Source organism: Allomuricauda sp. CP2A (assembly GCF_001683915.1).
Classification (GTDB): domain Bacteria; phylum Bacteroidota; class Bacteroidia; order Flavobacteriales; family Flavobacteriaceae; genus Flagellimonas.
Genome location: NZ_LXTT01000130.1, coordinates 58565 through 79210, shown reverse-complemented (window position 1 = coordinate 79210; position 20646 = coordinate 58565). Strand labels below are relative to the sequence as shown.

Annotated in this window: 19 protein-coding genes; 6 read left to right on the top strand and 13 right to left on the bottom strand. The window is 42.7% G+C overall.

Annotation, left to right across the window (positions count from 1 at the left end; genetic code table 11):
- Positions 1–146 precede the first annotated feature (146 nt).
- The 4 genes from A7D14_RS15275 to A7D14_RS15260 form a co-directional block, all read right to left on the bottom strand.
- Positions 147–665: a ferritin gene (locus A7D14_RS15275; RefSeq protein ID WP_067036520.1), complete on the bottom strand. Its 519-nt coding sequence runs from the start codon at positions 663–665 to the stop codon at positions 147–149.
- 119 nt (positions 666–784) lie between these two features.
- Complete coding sequence (locus A7D14_RS15270) at positions 785–1105, bottom strand: hypothetical protein (RefSeq protein WP_067036517.1); 321 nt, start codon at positions 1103–1105, stop codon at positions 785–787.
- Positions 1106–1144: 39 nt separating this feature from the next.
- On the bottom strand, positions 1145–1615 hold the full coding sequence (locus A7D14_RS15265; RefSeq protein ID WP_067036514.1) for an Lrp/AsnC ligand binding domain-containing protein: 471 nt from the start codon (positions 1613–1615) through the stop codon (positions 1145–1147).
- A 47-nt stretch (positions 1616–1662) separates the two neighbouring features.
- Complete coding sequence (locus A7D14_RS15260) at positions 1663–3036, bottom strand: saccharopine dehydrogenase family protein (protein ID WP_067036511.1); 1374 nt, start codon at positions 3034–3036, stop codon at positions 1663–1665.
- A gap of 78 nt (positions 3037–3114) precedes the next feature.
- Between A7D14_RS15260 and A7D14_RS15255 the strand changes: the two genes are divergently transcribed.
- Together A7D14_RS15255 and pckA are read left to right on the top strand one after the other, a co-directional pair.
- On the top strand, positions 3115–3507 hold the full coding sequence (locus tag A7D14_RS15255) for a DUF423 domain-containing protein (RefSeq protein ID WP_067036508.1): 393 nt from the start codon (positions 3115–3117) through the stop codon (positions 3505–3507).
- Between the two features lie 63 nt (positions 3508–3570).
- Entirely contained in the window at positions 3571–5187 is a 1617-nt protein-coding gene (gene pckA, locus A7D14_RS15250) for a phosphoenolpyruvate carboxykinase (ATP) (protein WP_067036506.1), read from the top strand.
- Between the two features lie 57 nt (positions 5188–5244).
- On the opposite strand, the gene A7D14_RS15245 is transcribed toward pckA, so the two are convergent.
- Genes A7D14_RS15245 through A7D14_RS15235 form a run of 3 tightly spaced genes read right to left on the bottom strand, consistent with a single transcriptional unit; the run spans position 5245 to position 8306 of the window.
- The gene (locus tag A7D14_RS15245) at positions 5245–5988 is read right to left on the bottom strand and encodes a uroporphyrinogen-III synthase (protein WP_067036503.1); all 744 of its coding nucleotides are present in this window, start codon (positions 5986–5988) and stop codon (positions 5245–5247) included.
- Positions 5989–5994: 6 nt separating this feature from the next.
- Positions 5995–6651, bottom strand: coding sequence for a DUF4271 domain-containing protein (locus tag A7D14_RS15240; protein ID WP_067036500.1), 657 nt, complete (start codon positions 6649–6651; stop codon positions 5995–5997).
- Positions 6648–8306, bottom strand: coding sequence for an ArnT family glycosyltransferase (locus tag A7D14_RS15235; RefSeq protein ID WP_067036764.1), 1659 nt, complete (start codon positions 8304–8306; stop codon positions 6648–6650). The genes A7D14_RS15240 and A7D14_RS15235 overlap by 4 nt, the downstream gene beginning before the upstream one ends.
- 116 nt (positions 8307–8422) lie before the next feature.
- On the opposite strand from A7D14_RS15235, the gene A7D14_RS15230 reads away from it, so the two are divergent.
- From A7D14_RS15230 to A7D14_RS15220, 3 genes are read left to right on the top strand one after another with little or no spacing between them, the layout of a single operon-like run.
- Positions 8423–9151 carry a polyprenol monophosphomannose synthase gene (locus tag A7D14_RS15230; RefSeq protein ID WP_067036497.1) on the top strand — a complete coding sequence of 243 codons (729 nt, stop codon included), beginning with the start codon at positions 8423–8425 and terminating at the stop codon, positions 9149–9151.
- Between the two features lie 2 nt (positions 9152–9153).
- Positions 9154–10488: a dihydroorotase gene (locus tag A7D14_RS15225; protein WP_067036494.1), complete on the top strand. Its 1335-nt coding sequence runs from the start codon at positions 9154–9156 to the stop codon at positions 10486–10488.
- Positions 10489–10491: 3 nt separating this feature from the next.
- Positions 10492–10926, top strand: coding sequence for a DUF4296 domain-containing protein (locus tag A7D14_RS15220; RefSeq protein ID WP_067036492.1), 435 nt, complete (start codon positions 10492–10494; stop codon positions 10924–10926).
- On the opposite strand, the gene A7D14_RS15215 is transcribed toward A7D14_RS15220, so the two are convergent.
- Entirely contained in the window at positions 10910–11914 is a 1005-nt protein-coding gene (locus A7D14_RS15215) for an NAD-dependent epimerase/dehydratase family protein (RefSeq protein ID WP_067036489.1), read from the bottom strand. The two genes, A7D14_RS15220 and A7D14_RS15215, sit on opposite strands and share 17 nt — an antisense overlap.
- A gap of 84 nt (positions 11915–11998) precedes the next feature.
- On the opposite strand from A7D14_RS15215, the gene tyrS reads away from it, so the two are divergent.
- Entirely contained in the window at positions 11999–13294 is a 1296-nt protein-coding gene (gene tyrS / locus A7D14_RS15210; protein ID WP_067036486.1) for a tyrosine--tRNA ligase, read from the top strand.
- 143 nt (positions 13295–13437) lie between these two features.
- On the opposite strand, the gene A7D14_RS15205 is transcribed toward tyrS, so the two are convergent.
- The 5 genes from A7D14_RS15205 to A7D14_RS15185 all read right to left on the bottom strand — a co-directional run bounded on the left by A7D14_RS15205 (position 13438) and on the right by A7D14_RS15185 (position 20578).
- The gene (locus tag A7D14_RS15205; RefSeq protein ID WP_141673422.1) at positions 13438–14415 is read right to left on the bottom strand and encodes an acyl transferase; all 978 of its coding nucleotides are present in this window, start codon (positions 14413–14415) and stop codon (positions 13438–13440) included.
- Between the two features lie 73 nt (positions 14416–14488).
- The gene (locus tag A7D14_RS15200) at positions 14489–14818 is read right to left on the bottom strand and encodes a T9SS type A sorting domain-containing protein (protein WP_067036480.1); all 330 of its coding nucleotides are present in this window, start codon (positions 14816–14818) and stop codon (positions 14489–14491) included.
- Positions 14819–14963: 145 nt separating this feature from the next.
- Positions 14964–15272, bottom strand: a complete 309-nt coding sequence (locus A7D14_RS15195) for a T9SS type A sorting domain-containing protein (protein ID WP_067036477.1) — start codon at positions 15270–15272, stop codon at positions 14964–14966.
- 155 nt (positions 15273–15427) lie between these two features.
- Positions 15428–17671, bottom strand: coding sequence for a hypothetical protein (locus A7D14_RS20090; RefSeq protein ID WP_067036474.1), 2244 nt, complete (start codon positions 17669–17671; stop codon positions 15428–15430).
- Between the two features lie 57 nt (positions 17672–17728).
- Complete coding sequence (locus A7D14_RS15185) at positions 17729–20578, bottom strand: TonB-dependent receptor (protein ID WP_067036471.1); 2850 nt, start codon at positions 20576–20578, stop codon at positions 17729–17731.
- Between the last annotated feature and the right edge of the window lie 68 nt (positions 20579–20646).

Below are 20646 nucleotides of genomic sequence, written 5' to 3'. Positions count from 1 at the left end.
GGAAAATCGTCATTCCGAACCTGCCTGCCGGAAGGCAGGTTAATTTCAGAATCTCGTCAAACTGATAAAAATATCACGATGAGAACCTGAAACAAGTTCAGGTTGACGAAAATCTGCCTCTTTTTGGTTATTGTGATTGGATTTATTTAATCAATCCAATCGGCTACTTTGTTATCGATCATTTGTAGTCCTACACCTTCTGTGCCGGTCACATTGATCATATCCAAAATATCACGGATGGTGTTTTCTTCCTCAACTTGTTCCAGAACAAACCAATCCAAGAATCGTTCTGTGGCCAAATCGCCCAATTCACGGGCTTTTTTCACAATATTGTGAATGGATTTGGTCACGGCCACTTCATGTTCCAACGTGTTTTCAAAGACATCCACAATGGAAGAATAATCATGGTTGATATCAGTAACTTCCGGTGAAACAGGGTTTCCGCCCGTATCCACCAAAAATTCAAAAATCTTCATCATGTGTCCACGTTCTTCCTCAGTTTGCTTGTAGAAAAACTTGGCACTTGTAAAAAACCCATTCTGCTCACACCAAGACGCCATGGCCAAATAGGTGGCAGAGGCATGGGCTTCCATTTTTATCTGTTGGTTGAGCAAATCCATGGATTCCACTTTAATGCTCATACTTTGTCTTGCTATATCCTTCATATCTATAGGGTTTATCGTCTAATTGTAACAAAAATACGGAATTTAACCGCGTTTTGGAAGTAACTTCCTTGTTTTAAGGCAGTTTAAGATTGAATAAAAATAAGAGGTGGTAAACGGAACTAAACCGATGCGGTTTCTGCTCCCACAGAAAGACCCAGTGCCACAAAGCTTTGCTCCACAAATTGCTTCAGGTCCAAAATTTCATAAGTGTTCAGAACAAAGAGATGTTCTTTGTTGCACAGCAGCAGAACTTCAAAGCCGTGCTCGTTCAAATCACCGTCAAAATGGCTTTCAATAGGTATGGACATCACTTTGTAGCGTAGGGATAGCAGCTGGCAAAGCGACATGCGGACCATCTTTTGGCCAAAATCCACATAGAAGGAACGCTCCTTTACGGATTGGTATAAGGTGTAATATGTAGACTGATATATTACATTCATGGGTACAAATGTAAAGTTTATTTAGATTGAATACAAATATCAGATCTGAATTTGTCGATCAATTTGTTGGTTGAGGGAGATAAAGGTTTCGGTGCGGGAAACACCTTCAATTTGCTGTATTTTTTTGTTCAGTACCTGCATAAGGTGCTCATTGTCGCGACAGAGAACCTTTATTAAGATGGACCAATTTCCAGTGGTGTAGTGGCATTCCAAGACTTCGGGAATTTTCTCCAATTCCTTAACGGCCCTTGGGTTGGCCATGGCCTTATCCAGAAAAATACCGATGTAAGCCATTGTGGAATAACCCAATACACGTGGATTGATGATGAACTTGGAACCCGCCAACAAACCGGAACTCTCCAATTTGCGAAGCCGTTGGTGAATGGCCGCCCCGGAAATGCCAATATTTCGGGCAATCTCCAAAATAGGTTTTCGGGCATCTTCCATCAAAAACCTTAGGATTTTTTTGTCTATGCCATCAATTTTGACCGAACTGTTATGGTTTTTCACGGAAACTGTTTAAAATCGAAGCTAAATATATAGAAAATCTTTATATATCAGCTCGCTACAGAGTCCGGATTGTAGCCCAAATAGGGCACTTCAAATTCCTTGAAAGCTATTCCATACGATTTTAGTTCCGAGAGTATCGGCGCATACACCTCTTTACGGATGGGAATTTGAACCCCAGGGGTGGTTATTTTCCCATTTAAAATTTGAAGTGTGGCAATGGCAACTGGTAGCCCAACCGTTTTGGACATGGCAGTATAGGTCCTGTTTTCGCCAATGACCACCATGTTGGCATCAATTTGTTTTTTTTCACCGTTCAATTCATAACCAAACTTGTGGTACATAACGATCATATCCTTTTCGTCTTCCTTCAAGGTCCAGCTATCTTCCAAAATGTGTTGTAAAATCTGTGCTGGGGAGGCATTTTTGAGGGGTATTTTTTTGGAATGGTCAAAAATGTTCAATTCCAAAAGTTTGTCCCAGCGCACATCATCTTGGTCAATTTTAAGGTAATGCCGCAGCTTCAATTCCACAGAATCTGTGGGGGAATAGGGTAAAAATAGGTTCACAAATTCCCTGTACGACATTCCTTCGGAATTTTCAATCGTATAACTGTCATCCGTCATACCAAGAATCACGAACATCTGCCACGCTTTGGAAAACCCAATCCTTCTCATAGTGCCCCTATAAAGCGTAAGGGCATTTTGTAGCCCATAGGCTTCTCGATAATTTAAGGAATCCCGGTTGGCATAGACCTCAAAAGTGCCATAGCCCTCAATCTCCAAAAATTCGGTGCGTCTGAACAATTTCTGGTAGGGAATGTATTTGTATGTGCCCTCCTGAATAAATTTGGCCACGCCCCCTTGGCCGGCCAAGACAACGTTTCTAGGGTTCCAGGTAAACTTATAATTCCAAAGGTTGGAGTCACTTTCCGGGGCAACCAACCCTCCGGTGAAGGATTCAAAGAGCAACATTTTACCGCCTTTGTCCCGAATACGATCTATGACCTCCATGGCGCTCATATGATCAATACCGGGGTCAAGGCCAATTTCGTTCATGAACACCAGCCCATTTTTTTTGACTTCATCATCCAAAGCCTTCATTTCTTGGCTCACATAAGATGCTGTGACCAAATTTTTCTTGAAATGGATGCAATCCTCGGCAATTTTGATGTGCAATCGGGCCGGAAGCATGGATATGACGATGGAAGCGGAATCAATAGCCTTCTTGCGGTCTTCATCGTTGAAAATATCCAACTGTACCACACTGCAATTGGGGTGTGACGAAAATTTTTCTGGAATATGTTCAGGTTGAAGATCGCCAATAATGAGATGAAGATTCTCCTCATCGGATTTTTTCAAAATATAATCTAAAAGATATGAGGTTGATTTACCAGCCCCAATGACCAAAATAGTGCGGACCATAGGTTTTGTGTAATTTTGTATAACGTACCGCTAAGGTATCAAAATGTTATATTTTTAAAAAAACAAGCCATAAAAGTTATGAACAGAACAATACTGTTGACCGGAACTGTATTTGGCCTATTGGCCATAGTTCTTGGTGCCTTTGGGGCACACGGATTGGAAAAATTGGTGGATGCTGATGCAGTTGATACTTTTGAGACCGGTGTGCGCTACCAGATGTACCATGCCTTGTTCCTGCTTTTTTTGGGAATGTGGAATGGTTTGGGTGAATCGGAAAAGAAAAGAATCTATGTGATGATCCTTATAGGGGTAATTCTGTTCTCATTCTCCATTTACCTATTGGCCTTGAACAGTTTAACGGCTTTTGATTTTAGAATCATCGGTTTTTTAACGCCAATAGGAGGGGTATTCTTAATTCTAGGTTGGTTTCTTTTAGGATACTACATTTTGACCCGAAAAGAACTCAATTAAGCTATAAATTAAAGGCTAAAAAAGGATATTTTTCTAGCTTTGTGTTATAACTAAAACAAAAAAATGAAGGATTCTGTCTCAACAACGAAAACGATTTCGTTGAAGCCCTACGGGATTAAGCACGACAATTTTCAGTACCAACTATCTCCAGATGAACTTCATGACATTACCATAGAAAAAGGGATGGGAAAGGAAGCTTCCTCTGGTGCCTTGGCGGTCAATACAGGTGAATTCACCGGAAGGTCGCCCATGGATCGTTTTATTGTAAAGGATGCCATAACCGAAGATAAAATTTGGTGGGGAAACATCAATATTCCTTTTGAAAGCGAAAAGTTTGACAAGCTCTACGATAAGGTGATTGATTACCTCAACGCTAAAGAGTTGTACGTTAGGGATTGCTATGCTTGCGCAGACCCGGCCTATAAATTGAATATAAGGGTGGTGAATGAATATCCTTGGTCCAATATGTTCGCCTACAATATGTTTTTGCGGCCCACTACCGAGGAATTGGATGATTTTGATCCGGAATGGACAGTTATCAATGCTCCTGGGTATATGGCCGATGCTGCTGTGGACGGAACCCGGCAACACAATTTTGCCATTCTTAATTTCACCAGGAAAATTGCGTTGATTGGAGGGACAGGCTACACCGGGGAGATTAAAAAGGGGATTTTTTCAGCCCTTAACTTTATCCTTCCCGTTTATAAAAATACGCTGCCCATGCACTGCTCCGCCAACGTGGGCGAAGATGGTGACACGGCTATTTTCTTTGGACTTTCTGGCACTGGGAAGACCACGCTTTCCACAGACCCGGACAGAAAATTGATCGGGGATGATGAACACGGTTGGACCCCGGACAATACCGTATTTAACTTTGAGGGCGGATGTTATGCCAAGGTCATTGACCTATCCGAAGAGAACGAGCCAGAAATTTATAGGGCCATTAAAAAGGGCGCAATATTGGAGAATGTGGTCATCGATAAAAAGGGTGTGGTGGATTTTTCAGACACGTCCATCACCCAGAATACCAGGGTGAGCTATCCCATCTATCATATTGAGAACATTCAGGAACCTTCCATTGGAAAAAATGTAAAAAACATCTTTTTTCTAACCGCGGATGCTTTTGGGGTATTGCCCCCCATTTCCAAGCTAACCCCGGCACAGGCGGCCTACCATTTTATCTCGGGATACACCGCCAAAGTTGCAGGGACAGAAGCGGGAGTTGTTGAGCCACAGCCATCATTTTCTGCGTGTTTTGGAGCTCCTTTTATGCCCTTGCACCCAGCAAAATATGCCGAAATGTTGAGCCGGAAGATGAAAGAATCGGGCGTTGATGTTTGGTTGATCAATACAGGATGGACCGGAGGACCTTACGGCGTCGGAACCCGTATGAAGTTAAAATACACCCGCGCCATGATCAGTGCTGCCCTTAGTGGGGAGCTGGGCCTTTACAGTTATGACAAGTACCATATCCATTCTGTTTTTGGTGTGGCACAGCCCAGGGAATGCCCAGGAGTTCCCACCAGTGTGTTGAGCCCAAGGGCCACTTGGAACAACGATGAAGCCTATTACAAGACGGCATTTAAGTTAACGAATGCGTTTCGGGAGAACTTTAAGAAGTTTGAGGCTTATGCCAGTGAGGAGATCAGAAGAGGAGGACCGCAGCGGTACGCCTTTTAAAAACAAAACACCCCCAATATGAATCGGGGGCGTTGATTTTTTTTCCAGTAAAATAGTTTACTTGTTCACACTGGTAATGTATTTCTGTAGGGCCATTGTCATGGATGGTGTTTCCGGTGTGGGCGCCTGAATGTCTATGCGAAGTCCGGCTTCCGTTGCTGCATTTACGGTACTGTTGCCAAAAACGGCAATTCTTGTGTTTTTTTGTTCAAAATCCGGGAAATTCTTCAATAGCGATTCAATTCCAGAAGGACTAAAGAAAACCAATATGTCATAATAAACGTTCCTAAGGTCCGATAGGTCACTGATGACCGTCTTGTAAAAAACACCGCGTTTCCAGTCTACGTTGATCTCATCCAAAGCTTGGGGCACGGAAGCCTTCAATGCATCGGATGATGGCAAAAGGAACTTCTCGTCCTTATATTTTTTGATCAAGGGAATTAACTCATTGAATGTCCTTTTTCCCACATAGATCTTGCGTTTTCTGTACACTACATATTTTTGCAAGTAATAGGCTACGGCCTCAGACTGGCAAAAGTATTTCATGGTGTCCGGAACTTTAAAGCGCATCTCCTCGGCAATCCTAAAAAAATGATCAACAGAATTTCTGCTGGTCAAGATTATCGCCGTAAAATTGTGCAAATCGATTTTTTGCTGCCTCACACTTTTGGCTTCAACCCCCTCAACATGAATAAAAGGCCTAAAATCCACTTTTACCTTTTCTTTTTCAATCAATCTTGAATAGGGTGAGTTTTCGACTTTAGGTTCTGGTTGGGAAACCAAAATTGTTTTTACTTTCATAAATTTTCAATCTTTTAGATAGCTTCCAATTATCACCAAGGGCGCAATTTCGAGTGCGCAAAGGTACAAAATAAAATACACAAAATACGGAAACATAGCTTTTTGATAGTTCTTCAAGAGCTTTATCACCCCTATGCCATTCACCAATAAAATTAGGATGATCGTAACGTAAATTATGATTTTTGAGTCCCTAAAAATGTACACCAGGATCACGTTGCTCATAAATAATAATATACTGCTATGGTTCAGATAAGAGGTTTTGCTGAACACCAATTCCGATATAAGCCCTTGGGTGTTAAAAACAAATCCTTTGATAAACTGCAATAGCAATTTTGCAACTTGAAAGAGCACCAAAAAAGCCAATACCATGAAGAAAGCGTTTGGTTGATTTCCGCTGGGTAAAGCATCAAAAGCTTTTAAGGTTAAGAAAATGAAAAAAGCGAGATTTATGGTTTGGAACACAGTGAGCAGAATGTGGAACCAATTGAACAATTGTCCTTTTTTGTTGTGCAACAGCACGTATTTATTGTTGAACGGAAGTATTATGAAATTCAAGAATTTCTGATGGTACAGGTATTTTCCCAAAGCAAAGATCAGCATGCTTACAAACAGCACTAGGGTCATCCAGTCCAGCGAATAAGCAACTTTTTCTATTGGGTTCATTCCGTTATCTTGATTGGTTTTCCGTTGAGTCCAGGACTTAAGCCATTTTCTGAGATTCCAATTCTATAATAGTCTGGATTTTCCATTTTTGGCAGCGGCAGCTCAAAGGTATAAAAAACCGTATCCTTGGCTTTCAAAATACGGTTTCCCGGATAAAGGTTTTTGACCTTGAGGGATTGTACTTCCTTTACTTGTTTATGTTCATTGGAATACGAAATGGCGTATTTCAGGTTTTCCAAAAGAATATCAAATTCATACGGATTATAGACTTTTAGCGCATGCTCGATGCCGGTTTTGGATTTTTCCACAATGCATTCCAACTTCCGGTACGATTGAAAATCTTCTATAAAATTTCCGTAAAAGACCGTACTGTCCAAATGCATGTATTTGATATCCCCACTTTTTCCGCCAATTGGAACATAAAGCACCTTTTTGCCCCGAACACGCTCTTCGGAATCATCTATGGAATACTGATTTTTTCGGTACCAAAGATTGTTGAGTGATATGGCGGGAACTCCCGAATAGAACTCGTACATGGAAGCACGCCGGTACGAATTTTCAAAAATGACGGGAACACCCCCCGCTTTTTGGGTAAGCTCCGAAACCCATTCGTTGTTTCCGTGGGTTTCGTATATCATTGGGAATAAGGGCTTATAAACCAACCAAACACGTGCATATAAAAGCAACACCACACTTACCAACCCAATTCGATATACCCATTTTCTGCTCTTTGCATTTTCCAAAATATGGTTAAAGGCAATAATGGCCAAGGGAATGGAAATGGCAATGGTCCATTGGGCTTGCACCCTTCGGTTAAAACTGGAGATAAAAAAGAATATCAATATTCCGTAAACCAAATAAATTAAGGCTTTTGAAAATGTATCGGTTGTTTTAAATTTGAAGAAGGCACTATAAACCCAGTAAAACAAGAGGCCAATAATTACAATATTGTTCAAGAAAAAACCAAGGGTAAACTCATCAAACTTGTAGGCTTGGTTCGGGCGTTCGTACAAATGGAACGTAATCGAAACAAAATCGTTTTCATAGAGCCACACAAAGTGTGGAGTGTAACAAATCAGCGCCAAAATCACCGCAAGCCATGCTTTTTTGTTGGTGATGAGCTTCATATTTGAGAGAAAAACAAAGAAAATCACCAAAACAGCGTGGTACTTGCTGTACATCAAAGCGGCCATCGTCAACCCCAAAAGCAGGGTGATTCCGGTTGATGGCTCCTCCAAAAAACGTTTGTACAACCAAAGAAACAGGGCCGTAAAGAACAGTAGTGCGGTATCGGGCAGGGTCAAAAAACCATAAGCGTTCATCAAGGTAAACGAGAACACCAAGAGAAAGAAATGAACCACATAGTCCTTTTTCTTGGGATTTTCCACCAGTAGCCAAAGGATAAGATAGGTGCCCGCGGAGAGCACGCAGCTCATAAAACGAACCCCAAGCTCCCCATCAAACAAAAAACTGCTGATTTTGATCAAAAAAGCCACCATGGAAGGATGGTCAAAATAGCCCCAGGCCATATTTTGGGCATAGTACCAGTAATAGGCCTCATCATAGATGAGTTCCGTAAAAGAGCTTTGAACAAGGTTCAGGACAAAGATGAGCACTAGTAAAAAAAGAAAAAGCCTGGGAAACTTTTGGGTCATCAAATGGATTTTAGCTGGCACAAAGTTACAAATATTGCCCAAGAGCATGCGAATCCACAGGGCAACATGTAGGGGCTAAATAGAAAACCGTATTTTTGCCCTCTAATCCAGTACGAATGGCAGACGGCTTGGTCATTATTCCCACTTTCAATGAAATTGAAAACATTGAAGCCATAACTAAGACGGTTTTCGACCTAAAAAAAGACTTTCATGTGCTTGTGGTGGATGACAATTCACCCGATGGTACGGCCGATGCGGTCCGGTCATTGCAGAAGGAATTTCCAGATCGCTTGTTCCTTGAGGTACGGAAAGAAAAATCCGGTTTGGGAACGGCCTATATCCATGGCTTTAGATGGGCCTTGGAGAAAGGCTATGAGTATATTTTTGAGATGGATGCCGATTTTTCCCATCGCCCCGCCGATCTATCCCGATTGCATAGGGCCTGCCTTAATGGGGCCGATGTGGCCATAGGTTCCCGGTACAAAAAAGGCGTGAATGTGGTCAACTGGCCGCTGTTTCGGATTTTGTTGTCCTACGGGGCATCCTTTTACGTAAAATTTATTACTGGAATGAAGGTGCATGACCCAACGGCCGGTTTTGTTTGCTACAAACGAAAGGTGCTGGAGACCATCAACCTGGACCGTGTTCGGTTTATTGGATATGCCTTTCAGATAGAAATGAAGTACAGGGCCTACCTCAAAAAATTTAAGATTGAGGAGGTGTCCATCATTTTCACGGATAGGGTCAACGGGAAATCAAAAATGAACTCCGCAATCATCCGTGAAGCCATTTTTGGTGTCATTGCCATGAAATTTAGGAGTATATTTTTCAAAAAAAGCTTTTAGAAATGCCGAAAACACTATTAAAAAATGCCAAAGTGGTCAATGAGAACAGCATTTTTGAGACCGATGTGCTGTTGGAAGGGGATTTTATCGCCCGGATTGACACCGACATTTCTGACACCAATGCCCATGTCATTGATTTAAAAGGAGATTTGCTACTTCCAGGAATCATTGACGATCAAGTGCATTTTAGGGAGCCGGGACTGACTCATAAGGGGACCATTGCCACTGAAAGTAGGGCCGCCATAGCTGGTGGGATCACCACCTTTATGGAACAGCCCAATACCGTTCCGCAGACCACTACCATAGAAAAATTGGAAGAGAAATTTGCCATTGCATCCAAGGATGCCTTTGCCAACTATTCCTTCCTTTTTGGAGGCACCAACGACAATTTGGAAGAGATGAAGCGCTTGGACAAAAATGCGTGTTCTGGGGTAAAACTGTTCTTGGGCTCATCCACAGGAAATATGTTGGTGGATGATGAAGCTGTTTTGGAGAAGATTTTCAGCAACACCGAAATGGTGATTTCTGCCCATTGTGAGGATGAGGGCACCATTCGCGCCAATTTGGCCAAATACCAAGAAATGTACGGTGACAACATCCCGATTGAGTTGCACCCCATCATACGAAGCGAACAAGCGTGTTATTTGTCCTCTTCCAAAGCCATAGCCTTGGCTAAAAGAACTGGTGCCAGACTGCATGTGTTCCATGTGTCCACCGGAATTGAAACGGATTTGTTCACCAATGCCATCCCGTTGGAGGAAAAGAAGATCACGGCTGAGGTCTGCATCCACCATTTGTGGTTTTCGGATGCCGATTATGCCGAAAAGGGCACCCTGATCAAATGGAACCCTGCCGTAAAGACCAAAACAGATCGGGAAAAATTGTGGAAGGCCCTTTTGGATGACCGCATTGATGTGGTGGCCACCGATCATGCACCCCACACCTTGGAAGAAAAGAAAAATCCCTATACCAAAGCCCCGTCCGGCGGGCCGTTGGTGCAACATGCGTTGTTGGCCATGCTTCAAAAGGAAAAAGAGGGGATCATCAGCTTGGAAAAAATGGTGGAGAAAATGTGCCACAATCCTGCAAAGTTGTTTGCTATTGACCGTCGTGGCTATATTCGTGAAGGCTATTATGCAGATTTGGTCCAGGTGAACCGAAATTCCCAAGAAGAGGTTAAAAAAGACAATATTTTCTATAAATGTGGGTGGTCTCCTTTTGAAGGTGTTACTTTTGATTCCAAAGTGGTGCGAACCTTTGTCAACGGTCATTTAGCGTATGATAATGGTGTTTTTTCAGAGAAGAAAAACGCAAAACGACTCACATTCAATCGGTAAACTATGAAGAAGGCTGTGCTGTTCTTTTTTGGAGTGTTTTTTCTTTCCTGTGGCGAGAAGGTGGTGGAACAACCCGAAAACCTTATTCCCAAAGAAAAAATGACCGAAATTCTCTATGATTTGGCCATATTGAACTCCGGCAAGTCGGCATTCTCCAGCGCTTTTGACAAAACCGGCATCGACATTATGGAGTTTCTTTATAAAAAACATGATGTGGACAGCACCCAGTTTGCCCAAAGCGATCTCTACTATGCTTCCGTTCCGTTGGAATACCAATCTATTTACGAAGGTGTGGAAGCCTTGATCGAAAAAAGAAAAGATGCGCTGGAAGCAACCACACAAAAAAGAAATGATAGCATCCGGGAAGCACAGACCAATCGAAGAGATTCCATCCAAGACTTAAAAAAAGAGAGGGACTCCATTACCCCTTCTCCTTAAATTTGGCGCAACAAAAGGCGATGGCCGCATCCAAATCTTCAAATGTAAAGTCAATGGCATCCATCAATTTTGTACTACTGTACAGTTCTTGTTTGTAGAGTTTTTTGGCCATTGTTTTAGTCAGTCTCCTTCTTTTTCCACGCAGCTTGCTTCGCAACCAATCCAATCGCCAAAAGAGTTCCAACATCCAAAAGGGTACTTTTTTAGTGGGTGGGGCAACGCCCAATTTTGGAGCTATTTTTTGAAAAAGTTCACCGTACGAGAGATTTTGGTTGACCAAGATGAACCGTTCTTGGGCAATAGTTGATTCCATGAGGGCCACCATGGCGGAAACCACGTCATTTATGGTTACAAAACCCGTTCCGCCGGGGATAAAGGATTTCTTACCCTTTGCGGCATAGGTGAAAAATGAACCACTTCCAGATTTCCAGAACCCGGGACCAATGACCACTCCGGGATTAACGATGACAACATCCACCCCTTCTTGTGAACCCCGCCAAACCTCCAATTCAGCATCATGCTTTGTAATCCCGTACACCGAGGCATGGGTGTCGTTCCACTCATTCTCTTCGGTGACCACATTTCCTTTAATACTTGGCCCTACGGCGGCAATGGAGCTTACATAACACAGTTTTTCAATTTTGTACTTTAGGCAAAGGTTCACCACATTGGCCGTTCCTTCCACATTGGTTTTTGCCAAGGTTTTGTACAGTTTTGGGTCGAAGGAAATCAATGCGGCGCAATGGTAAACGTAGTTTATGCCTTCAAAACAAGCTTCCAGCTCCCCTATGTTGGTGATATTGGCCTGCACCCAATCAATGTGTTCCATCAGGCTGGATGGATTGTCGCTATAATACCCAAAGATCTTGACGACTTTATCAAGGGTATCCGCGCTTCTGTACGTGGCCCTTACGGCCTCTCCCTTTTTTACCAAATGGAACAGTAGGTGCGAACCAATCAATCCAGTGCCTCCAGTGACCAATATCATGCGATAAAAGTACCTATTTGTAACGGATTTATTCAGGGAAGTGCCAACTTCATTTTATATTTGCAGCTATTCTAAAAGACAATCATGGCGAAGAATTTTGTTCAAGAACTGCAATGGAGGGGAATGGTACATGATGTAATGCCCGGTGCCGAGGAACATCTTATGGAAGGGATGCGGGCCGCCTATGTGGGCATTGATCCTACCGCAGACTCCCTTCATATTGGGCATTTGGTGAGTGTGATGATGTTGAAGCACTTTCAATTGGCCGGGCATAAGCCGTTTGCCTTGGTGGGTGGTGCCACGGGAATGATCGGTGATCCCTCCGGGAAATCAGCTGAGCGCAATCTTTTGGATGAAAAGACCCTTCGCCACAACCAAGAGGCCATCAAAAGCCAGTTGAGCCGTTTTTTGGACTTTGAAAGTGATGCCGATAATGCAGCGGTTCTGGTGAACAACTACGATTGGATGAAGGATTTTACATTCTTGGAATTCATTCGGGATGTTGGGAAGCATATTACCGTAAACTACATGATGGCCAAGGATTCCGTAAAAAAACGATTGTCCTCCGATGCCAAGGAAGGCATGTCCTTTACCGAGTTTACCTATCAATTGGTACAAGGCTATGACTTTTTGTACCTCTACCAAAACCACGATTGCACCCTGCAAATGGGTGGTAGTGACCAATGGGGGAATATTACCACGGGAACCGAGCTTATCCGTAGGATAGGGGGTGGAAAAGGCTTTGCGTTGACCTGTCCGCTGATCACCAAGGCCGATGGGACCAAATTTGGCAAGACCGAAGGCGGAAATGTGTGGTTGGATGCCGAACGGACCTCACCCTATAAATTCTATCAGTATTGGTTGAACACTTCGGATGAGGATGCTGAAAAATACATCAAGATATTTACTTTTTTAGAAAAAGAAGAAATAGAAAATTTGGTGGCTGAGCACAAGGAAGCACCACATTTACGAATGCTTCAGAAGAAATTGGCCGAAGAAATCACCACCATGGTCCATTCCAAGGAGGATTTGGAAAATGCCATAAAGGCCAGTGAAATCCTTTTTGGAAAATCGACCTCCGCCGATTTAAAACAATTGAACGAAAAAACCTTTTTGGATGTGTTTGAGGGTGTGCCACAGGCCCAAATATCCAAGAACGAGTTGAATCCCGGTTTGGATATGATAGGGGCTCTGGCGGCCAAGACCAATTTCTTGGGATCAAATGGTGAAGCCCGTAGGGATCTGAAACAGAATTCCATTTCTGTGAACAAGGAGAAAGTAAAAGAGGACTACCTGATCACCGAAGCTGATTTGATCAACAACAAGTTTGTGTTGCTGCAACGGGGCAAGAAGAATTATTTTGTTCTGATAGTAGAGTAAAAGTCATGAAAGCGTCATTCTGAATTCCTGCCTGCCGGCAGGCAAGGTATTTCAGAATCGCATGATGTGGCTTATGTATGTGGCGATGCGAACCTGAAACAAGTTCAGGTTGACGAAAACCATGCTATTGTGTCTTATTAGATTTATAGGGCCATCAAATTACAGCCCCTGATGTCCGAATGATCAAATCGGCCTAAGACTTCAAATGAACCGTTGGAATGGGTTTTTCCCAAATCTTGGGTGGCAATAAAGGAACAGGAATACACATTGGCCAAATCAATAATATTGATTCCCCCGGTTTTGCCATGGGATTGGAGCGACAATGGATCTTCGGTATCGCGGGTGATAATTTTCATCCAAGGGGGTGTCCTGAAAACCCCATCGCCTTGGGAATAGGCTTGGGAGAGCAGTTCTGTCATTCCATATTCCGAATGAATTTCAGCAACTTGAAAGGCACTTTTCAGCATATCGTGTAATTCTTCCCTGATCAACTCTTTACGCCTTCCCTTCATTCCGCCGGTTTCCATGATGATGGTGTTCTTAAGTGGTATAGGAGCTTGCTCGGCCAAATCCAAAAGCGCAAAGGAAACCCCTATCAACATTGTTTTGATCTGGTTTTTTTCCAAAATGGTGAGTTTTTGGTGCAATTCTTCCAAATTGTAGAGATAAAAACCGCTATCAGGATGTTTGGATCGGGAAACCAGTTCGTTCACCATATAGACCAAAGAGGAGCCTTCGCGTTCCAAGTATGAGGGTAGCAGAGCCAGGATGCAATACTCATCAACTGGGCCATAAAATGAGGTAAAACCGTTTAGAAAGCTTTGTTCATATATCTTGAGATCAGGCACAAAATGCTTGCTTACTGATGCTTGGGTGGTACCGCTGCTCTCAAAAACGGCTTCGGGCTGTTTTGTGGAGGCGGTTATCTTTTGTGTTTTGAAAAATTCTATGGGCAGAAACGGAATTTCTGTCGAGTGAGCGACATTTACCGGGGATTTTCCCAAATAATCGCAATAGGTTTTGTAGACGGGGTTGTTTTTATATTGGAATTGGAACACCTCCAATGCCACATCCTCAAATTCGGTGGGATTTGAAATGGAAAAAATCCGTTGAATATCCATGTTGCTCATTGGGCATAAAAGTACCCAAAAATAAAAGTCCCTCTACGAAGGACTTTCTAAAACATCATGGTTGTTATTTAACGACCAGTTTCCGGGTCATGGTCTTTTTTTGTTCGGTCACCTGGAGTACATAGACCCCGGGGACCAATCTGGATATATCCAAGGTATTGGTTGAAATTCTATCCGTGAGGACCACCTCTCCAAAAACATCGTAAATTTTGATGGCTTTGTTGCCATTGGTCTCGGTGGTAATATAGATTTCCTCGCCATAGGCAGGATTAGGGTACATTTTAAAACCCTTTAGCTCTTGTACAGGTTCAGTATTTACACTGACCAACTCTTGACCATAGGAAATTAGAGGTAAAGACATAATCATAATAAGAACAAAGTAGATTTTCTTCATGTATGCTGATTTGGGATCATGTGCAAAGTAAAAGTAGGTCAACCTTGGCTCAGAGGCTATAAAATGTTGTGAAACAGAAAAATATGTAGGTAAAAGTGGAAAAAGTGTGGTTTATGGTGTAGAGGAAAGGCTTGAAAAGGGTAAACTACTTGACAATAAGCTTTCTAGTGGCGGCTTTGTTTCCTTCTAGGACCCTGAGAATATAAACGCCCTTGGTGAGTCTGGAAAGGTTGAGTTCGTTACCTAAAATTGTGGTTTGAAGGACCTGGGTTCCCAAGACATCAAAAATGAGAATTTGTTTGGGGGCATTTTTGGTTGTTTCAATGAAAACCTTGCCCTGGGTAACGGGATTGGGATACAGCTTAAACCCATCAATATCTGAGCTTGAGGTATTTTCTTGTGAAAAACCAAGCGTACAGACAAAAAAGAAAATGACAAGGTAAAAGTGCTTCATAAAATATTGATACCAAAGGCTATGCCACAAATATAAAAAAAATTGACCTTGGGGTGCGTGCAGTTTGACGAAAAGGCCTTTTAATTTGACGAATACTAAAAAAGCCCCCGGATATTTCGGAGGCTTTTAATATATAAAAGGTTATATCGAAACCATTATTCGATGCCAACGGTCCAATCTGCGGCCCAATCTGGTTGAGCGGCACCATTACCAGCACCAGTGTTGTCACCAACAGTGAAGAAATCCAAGTTCAATCCTGCATAGTTTGTATTTAAGAAGCCCATCGCAGGAGCATCAAATTGAATTGGGTTGATAGACAGGTCATCAGCTTCAATTCGTACAGCTGCTTCAGCATCTGTATCGGTTACGTTAACACCTAAATCAACACCGCTGGTGTAAAAGTTGGTGATGGTAAATACACCCCCACCCTCTTTAAAGAACAAGGCACCTTCAGTAACAGGACCTACTACGGTAATATTGCTCAAGGTAGTTGTGGTAACTGGAGTGGCATCGCCATCATCACCGTTATTGGAACCTTCAATACCGGCTTTTGCACCACCGGCAATGTACCAGTTGCTACCGTTTCCGGTCCATCCATCAGCAAAATCAATGGAATCATCACCACTTCCAATGGATACCAAGTAGTTTCCATTTACGGTACCGCCAAAGAACTCAATACCATCATCACCGCCATTATAAGACTGCACATACTCAAAAGTAGTTCCGGAACCTACACCAAATAGTGAAACCCCGTTGAACTCTTTGTCATTGGAGAAAGTAGCACCTGTGTACTCAACGCGTAGGTAAGTGATAGAACCAGAATCATCATCAGCAGTAGAACCACCATAGGTAAGGTCACCTACCTCAGTAGTTACATCCACACCTTTGTTGGTAGGGGCATCACCAGCGATTACCAAACCACCCCAATCACCTTGGGCAGGAGTTTCACTGGAGGAAGTCATAACAACAGGAGCAGCTGCAGTACCATTGATAAAGATTTGAGCACCTCTTTCAACGCCGATAAAGGCAGCTGTTCCACCAGAAGCTTTTATAACGGTACCGGCAGGAATGGTCAAAGAACCACCTTCTTTTACGATAAATCCACTAGTTAAGAAGTATTCTATTGAAGCATCCAACTCTACATCACCAGTAACTTCCCCAGCCAAGTTTTCCTGTGTAGAACCACTATTGTCCAAACCTGTTGTCCAACCAGAAGCCCAATCAGGAGAAGCAGCACCGTTGCCAGCACCAGTCGCAATACCTTCGGTATAGAAGGCTTGATTGGCACCAGCGTAGTTAGTTGCAGCGAATCCTTCAGCAGCATCAGCAAATTGGATGTTTGTAATTGCTAAATCACCGTTTTCAATACGAACTCCGGCAGGAGCATCACCGTCCGTTACATTAACTCCAAGATCAATATCGGAAGCATAGAAATTGTCAATGGTAAAACTACCACCACCCTCTTTGAAGAACAATGCACCTTCAGTAACAGGACCTACTACGGTAATATTGCTCAATGTAGTTGTGGTAACAGGAGTGGCATCACCATCATCACCGTTATTGGAACCTTCAATACCGGCTTTTGCACCACCGGCAATGTACCAGTTGCTACCGTTTCCGGTCCATCCGTCAGCAAAATCAATGGAATCATCACCGCTTCCGATGGATACCAAGTAGTTACCATCCACAGTTCCTCCGAAGAACTCGATACCATCGTCACCTCCGTTGTAAGATTGAACATACTCGAAAGTAGTACCAGAACCAACACCGAACAAGGAAACACCGTTGAACTCTTTGTCGTTTGAGAAAGTAGCACCTGTGTACTCAACGCGTAGGTAAGTGATGGAACCAGAATCATCATCAGCTGTGTTTCCACCATACGTAAGCTCACCTACTTCTGTAGTTACATCCACACCTTTGTTTGTTGGAGCATCACCAGCGATGACCAATCCACCCCAGTCACCTTGGGCAGGGGAAGCCGCATCTGAAGTCATAACAACAGGAGCAGAGGCAGTACCATTGACAAAGATTTGTGCACCTCTTTCAACACCGATGAAAGCCGCTGTACCACCCGAAGCTTTTATAACGGTACCGGCAGGAATGGTCAAGGAAGCACCTGGTTTAACAATATAACTACCTGTTAGGCTATATTCGTTTGAAGCATCCAACTCCGTGTCTTCGGTAACATCTCCAGAAAGTTCCACAGGAGGTTCAGGACATGCACTACAAGATCCTCCACAGTCAACGCCAGTTTCGTCACCGTTTTGGATATTGTCGGAACACGTAGCTACTGGGTCATCATCGGTAGGTGGGGTTGGGCCATTGTCGTCGCTTGCACAAGAGACTATAAAAGCCATTGCAGCAAAGCTCAGCAAAAATTTAAAAAGTGATTTTTTCATAAGTATAGTTTTAGATTAAAAATTCAGATTTACATTTTTATTGGTGAGTATTCAGATTTAGAATTTATAGGTTAAGGACAGACTAAAGTCAACTCCCTTTTTGTATGATAGCGCTGTAACAGGGCCATCTTCCAAAAATCCAGGGATAGCGGGGTTGTCCGTGTCCAAATCTCCTTCCGCGTTCTCATTTACCCGTTCAACGGTAGGATTTAGCAGGTTTCTCATGTTCAATCCAATCTCAAAGTGTTCTCCCAACTCAGCAGTGGTAATAAAGTCAAGGGCAACAAAACCTTTGTCCACTAAATGGCCCCTACCAGTGCTCCCCAAAGCGTAAATACGATCCGAGAAATAGTTGGCAGCAAGAGTGGTCCTGAGGTTCTTGTTTTCAGAAAATTCTGTGTAATAGCTGGCATCAGCATTAAAAATAAAGTCAGATGCGCCTTGCAAAGGAGCCTTTGTGTTGGTAAAAGCAGCCGCAAAAATTGTTTCGTCCGAAACTTTTTGATAGTCCAATTCTTGACTGGTGTTCAAATAGGAAACATTACCACCTATGGACAGTCTATTGGTCAAGATACTTTCTGCTGTTTCCCTTTCATTTTCTATGATGTCCAATTTCACTTCCAGTTCAGCACCAAAAGCTCTGGCGTTGTCACCTGTGTTTGCATAGCTTAAATTGTTGGCGGCTGATACAACCAAGAAAGTATTGATTGGATTTTCAATGTATTTTCCAAACACCGCCAACGATACCAACTCGCTTGATGTTGGGAACAGTTCCCATCTTAGGTCGAAATTGTAATTGGTAGAATTGGTTAGGGCAGGGTTACCTTGTGTATCTTGGTTGATTTCTTCTTGGAAAAGAAAGGGTGCCCTCTCCTTAAACTGTGGCAAAGTATACGTTTTACTGGCTGCCAACCGTAAATTTTGCTTTTCGTTCAATTCATATTTTAAAGCCAGTGAAGGCAAAAACTCAAAGGTGTCCAATTCGTTGCTGTCATCCCCTTGAATTACGGTGCTCCATTCAATGGTCTGATTGATTTGCTCTCCCCGGGCACCAGCGAACAACGTGAATTTTGGAGTAAACTTGTATTCCAAGGTTACATATCCAGCATTGATCTGTTGTTCTCCTCCATAAGTCTGCGGGTCTAGCGCACCTTCGGTGGATGCTGTTCCCCTAAAGGTTCTGATTTGCCAAAAACCGGAATCTGGGCCATACTCATCAAAATAAGCATCAATGTTATATGGATCTACAAACGGTTGGTTGGCAACGTTCAATATTTGGTAGTTAAACTGGGTGGCATCAAAATCAACATTTTTGAAACGGCCATTGTACCCCACTGTGAATTTTCCATCAAACCCGTCATCCTCATTTTTTTTGAATTTAAATGATGTGGATAAATTGGCGACAATTTCTTCTTCTTCCAATTCTTGAAAGAATCTATGGTTTGCCGATGCAGCAGAAACAAGCCTAAATGACTTAGGCCCTTCTGGGTCGTTATTGGTATATGGCAAAAGAATGTTTTGGCGACGATCTGGAATCAGGTTTTGGACAAAGTTGTAGCCCAAGCCCCAGTTCACCTCAAATTTTTCGGATAAATCATGACTTCCCAACAGTTGGTGTACAAGGAGCAAGGTCTTGTCAAACGTATTACGTTGAATAAAACCACCTCCGTTTGGCGCATCATCCTCCCTATCTAGAATACCGTTAAACTCCTCGTGCTTTTGCTCGCTATTATTGAGCAACAAAAAATTGTATTTGATATCATTTGCAGTACCCAAACGAAGACCAACGTTGCCCATTAGGGTTGTGGAGGTTTGGTAGCTGTATTTTTGATAATCGAAATCTGAATTGGGCAATCCGGTTCCCAAGTTGGGAGCTCCTCTGTTTACACCTTCTCTATAGGAATTACCATTGCTGAATGAACCAACAGCAAAGAAATTCAATCTTGAATTTTCACCTATATTGAAGGACTCTCCTCCCTTAAGTGAAATATTTGAATTAACTGGAGTACTTCGTGTCTCGCGATCCCAACTTGTGTCAAAATTGTTGTTGAAGGCACCATCAGGAATTGATTTATCGTAAAAACCACTAAAATTTGGGCCATCAAATAAGTAGAAATCATCAACACCAATGGCCTCGGTGTTTACCCCAGAACCTACACCGAGCTCCAAGAAACCAGATCCCGTATAGTTTCGAGATACAATATTAATGTTGGCGCCACCAAAATCACCATAATTTTGTGCATTATAGGTCTTATCTATTCCAATAGATTCAATGATGCTTGTGCCAAATATGCTCAGATCTATATTCTTTTTGGCTGTGTTGTTGGATGGCAGTGGAAGTCCATTGAGGGTGGTAACATTAAATCGGTCACCCAAACCTCGAACATAAACATTGTTGGAACCTTCTTCTCTAGAGACCCCAGTGACTTTGGTAACGGCTGTGGCGGCATCGCTGGCTCCTTTTCTGGCCAATTCTTCAGCTCCAATGGAAGTTTCCAAAGTAATGGCTCTTTTCTGATCTAAAAGCAATGCAATTTCCGAGTCTTTTCTAGAAACAGTTGTAACCACAACTTCGTCCAACGCTAATCCAGAAGAAGCACTCATGGGCACATTTACACTTGTTACCTTGCCACCCACTACTTCTACATTTGGAATTTCAACAGTTTCGTACCCCAAATAACTATAGGTCAATGTGTACACACCAGGTTCCACATTGGGGATTTCATATAAACCATCAAAATCCGAAGTTGTTCCGGTTGTTGTTCCTTTTATAAGGACATTGGCAAAAGCTAGGGGCTCGTCATTCAGCTCCCTGTCTGTCAGTTTACCTACGATGCTTCCCGTGGCATCCTGCGCTACCACTTGCACGGTTAATGCAAGGGTCAAAATCAATAAAAAATATTTCATTATCAGGTAAGTATTTGGCGCAAAGAACGCCACAGGCTGTAAAAGCGATGTTAGCTGTGTGTTAAGTG

What these genes read in the sequence shown, in the direction of transcription:
- A7D14_RS15275 (WP_067036520.1), bottom strand. Translation starts at nt 665, where the DNA reads ATGAAGGATATAGCAAGACAAAGTATGAGCATTAAAGTGGAATCCATG.
- A7D14_RS15270 (WP_067036517.1), bottom strand. Translation starts at nt 1,105, where the DNA reads ATGAATGTAATATATCAGTCTACATATTACACCTTATACCAATCCGTA.
- A7D14_RS15260 (WP_067036511.1), bottom strand. Translation starts at nt 3,036, where the DNA reads ATGGTCCGCACTATTTTGGTCATTGGGGCTGGTAAATCAACCTCATAT.
- A7D14_RS15255 (WP_067036508.1), top strand. Translation starts at nt 3,115, where the DNA reads ATGAACAGAACAATACTGTTGACCGGAACTGTATTTGGCCTATTGGCC.
- pckA (WP_067036506.1), top strand. Translation starts at nt 3,571, where the DNA reads ATGAAGGATTCTGTCTCAACAACGAAAACGATTTCGTTGAAGCCCTAC.
- A7D14_RS15245 (WP_067036503.1), bottom strand. Translation starts at nt 5,988, where the DNA reads ATGAAAGTAAAAACAATTTTGGTTTCCCAACCAGAACCTAAAGTCGAA.
- A7D14_RS15240 (WP_067036500.1), bottom strand. Translation starts at nt 6,651, where the DNA reads ATGAACCCAATAGAAAAAGTTGCTTATTCGCTGGACTGGATGACCCTA.
- A7D14_RS15235 (WP_067036764.1), bottom strand. Translation starts at nt 8,306, where the DNA reads ATGACCCAAAAGTTTCCCAGGCTTTTTCTTTTTTTACTAGTGCTCATC.
- A7D14_RS15230 (WP_067036497.1), top strand. Translation starts at nt 8,423, where the DNA reads ATGGCAGACGGCTTGGTCATTATTCCCACTTTCAATGAAATTGAAAAC.
- A7D14_RS15225 (WP_067036494.1), top strand. Translation starts at nt 9,154, where the DNA reads ATGCCGAAAACACTATTAAAAAATGCCAAAGTGGTCAATGAGAACAGC.
- A7D14_RS15220 (WP_067036492.1), top strand. Translation starts at nt 10,492, where the DNA reads ATGAAGAAGGCTGTGCTGTTCTTTTTTGGAGTGTTTTTTCTTTCCTGT.
- A7D14_RS15215 (WP_067036489.1), bottom strand. Translation starts at nt 11,914, where the DNA reads ATGATATTGGTCACTGGAGGCACTGGATTGATTGGTTCGCACCTACTG.
- tyrS (WP_067036486.1), top strand. Translation starts at nt 11,999, where the DNA reads ATGGCGAAGAATTTTGTTCAAGAACTGCAATGGAGGGGAATGGTACAT.
- A7D14_RS15205 (WP_141673422.1), bottom strand. Translation starts at nt 14,415, where the DNA reads ATGGATATTCAACGGATTTTTTCCATTTCAAATCCCACCGAATTTGAG.
- A7D14_RS15200 (WP_067036480.1), bottom strand. Translation starts at nt 14,818, where the DNA reads ATGAAGAAAATCTACTTTGTTCTTATTATGATTATGTCTTTACCTCTA.
- A7D14_RS15195 (WP_067036477.1), bottom strand. Translation starts at nt 15,272, where the DNA reads ATGAAGCACTTTTACCTTGTCATTTTCTTTTTTGTCTGTACGCTTGGT.
- A7D14_RS20090 (WP_067036474.1), bottom strand. Translation starts at nt 17,671, where the DNA reads ATGAAAAAATCACTTTTTAAATTTTTGCTGAGCTTTGCTGCAATGGCT.
- A7D14_RS15185 (WP_067036471.1), bottom strand. Translation starts at nt 20,578, where the DNA reads ATGAAATATTTTTTATTGATTTTGACCCTTGCATTAACCGTGCAAGTG.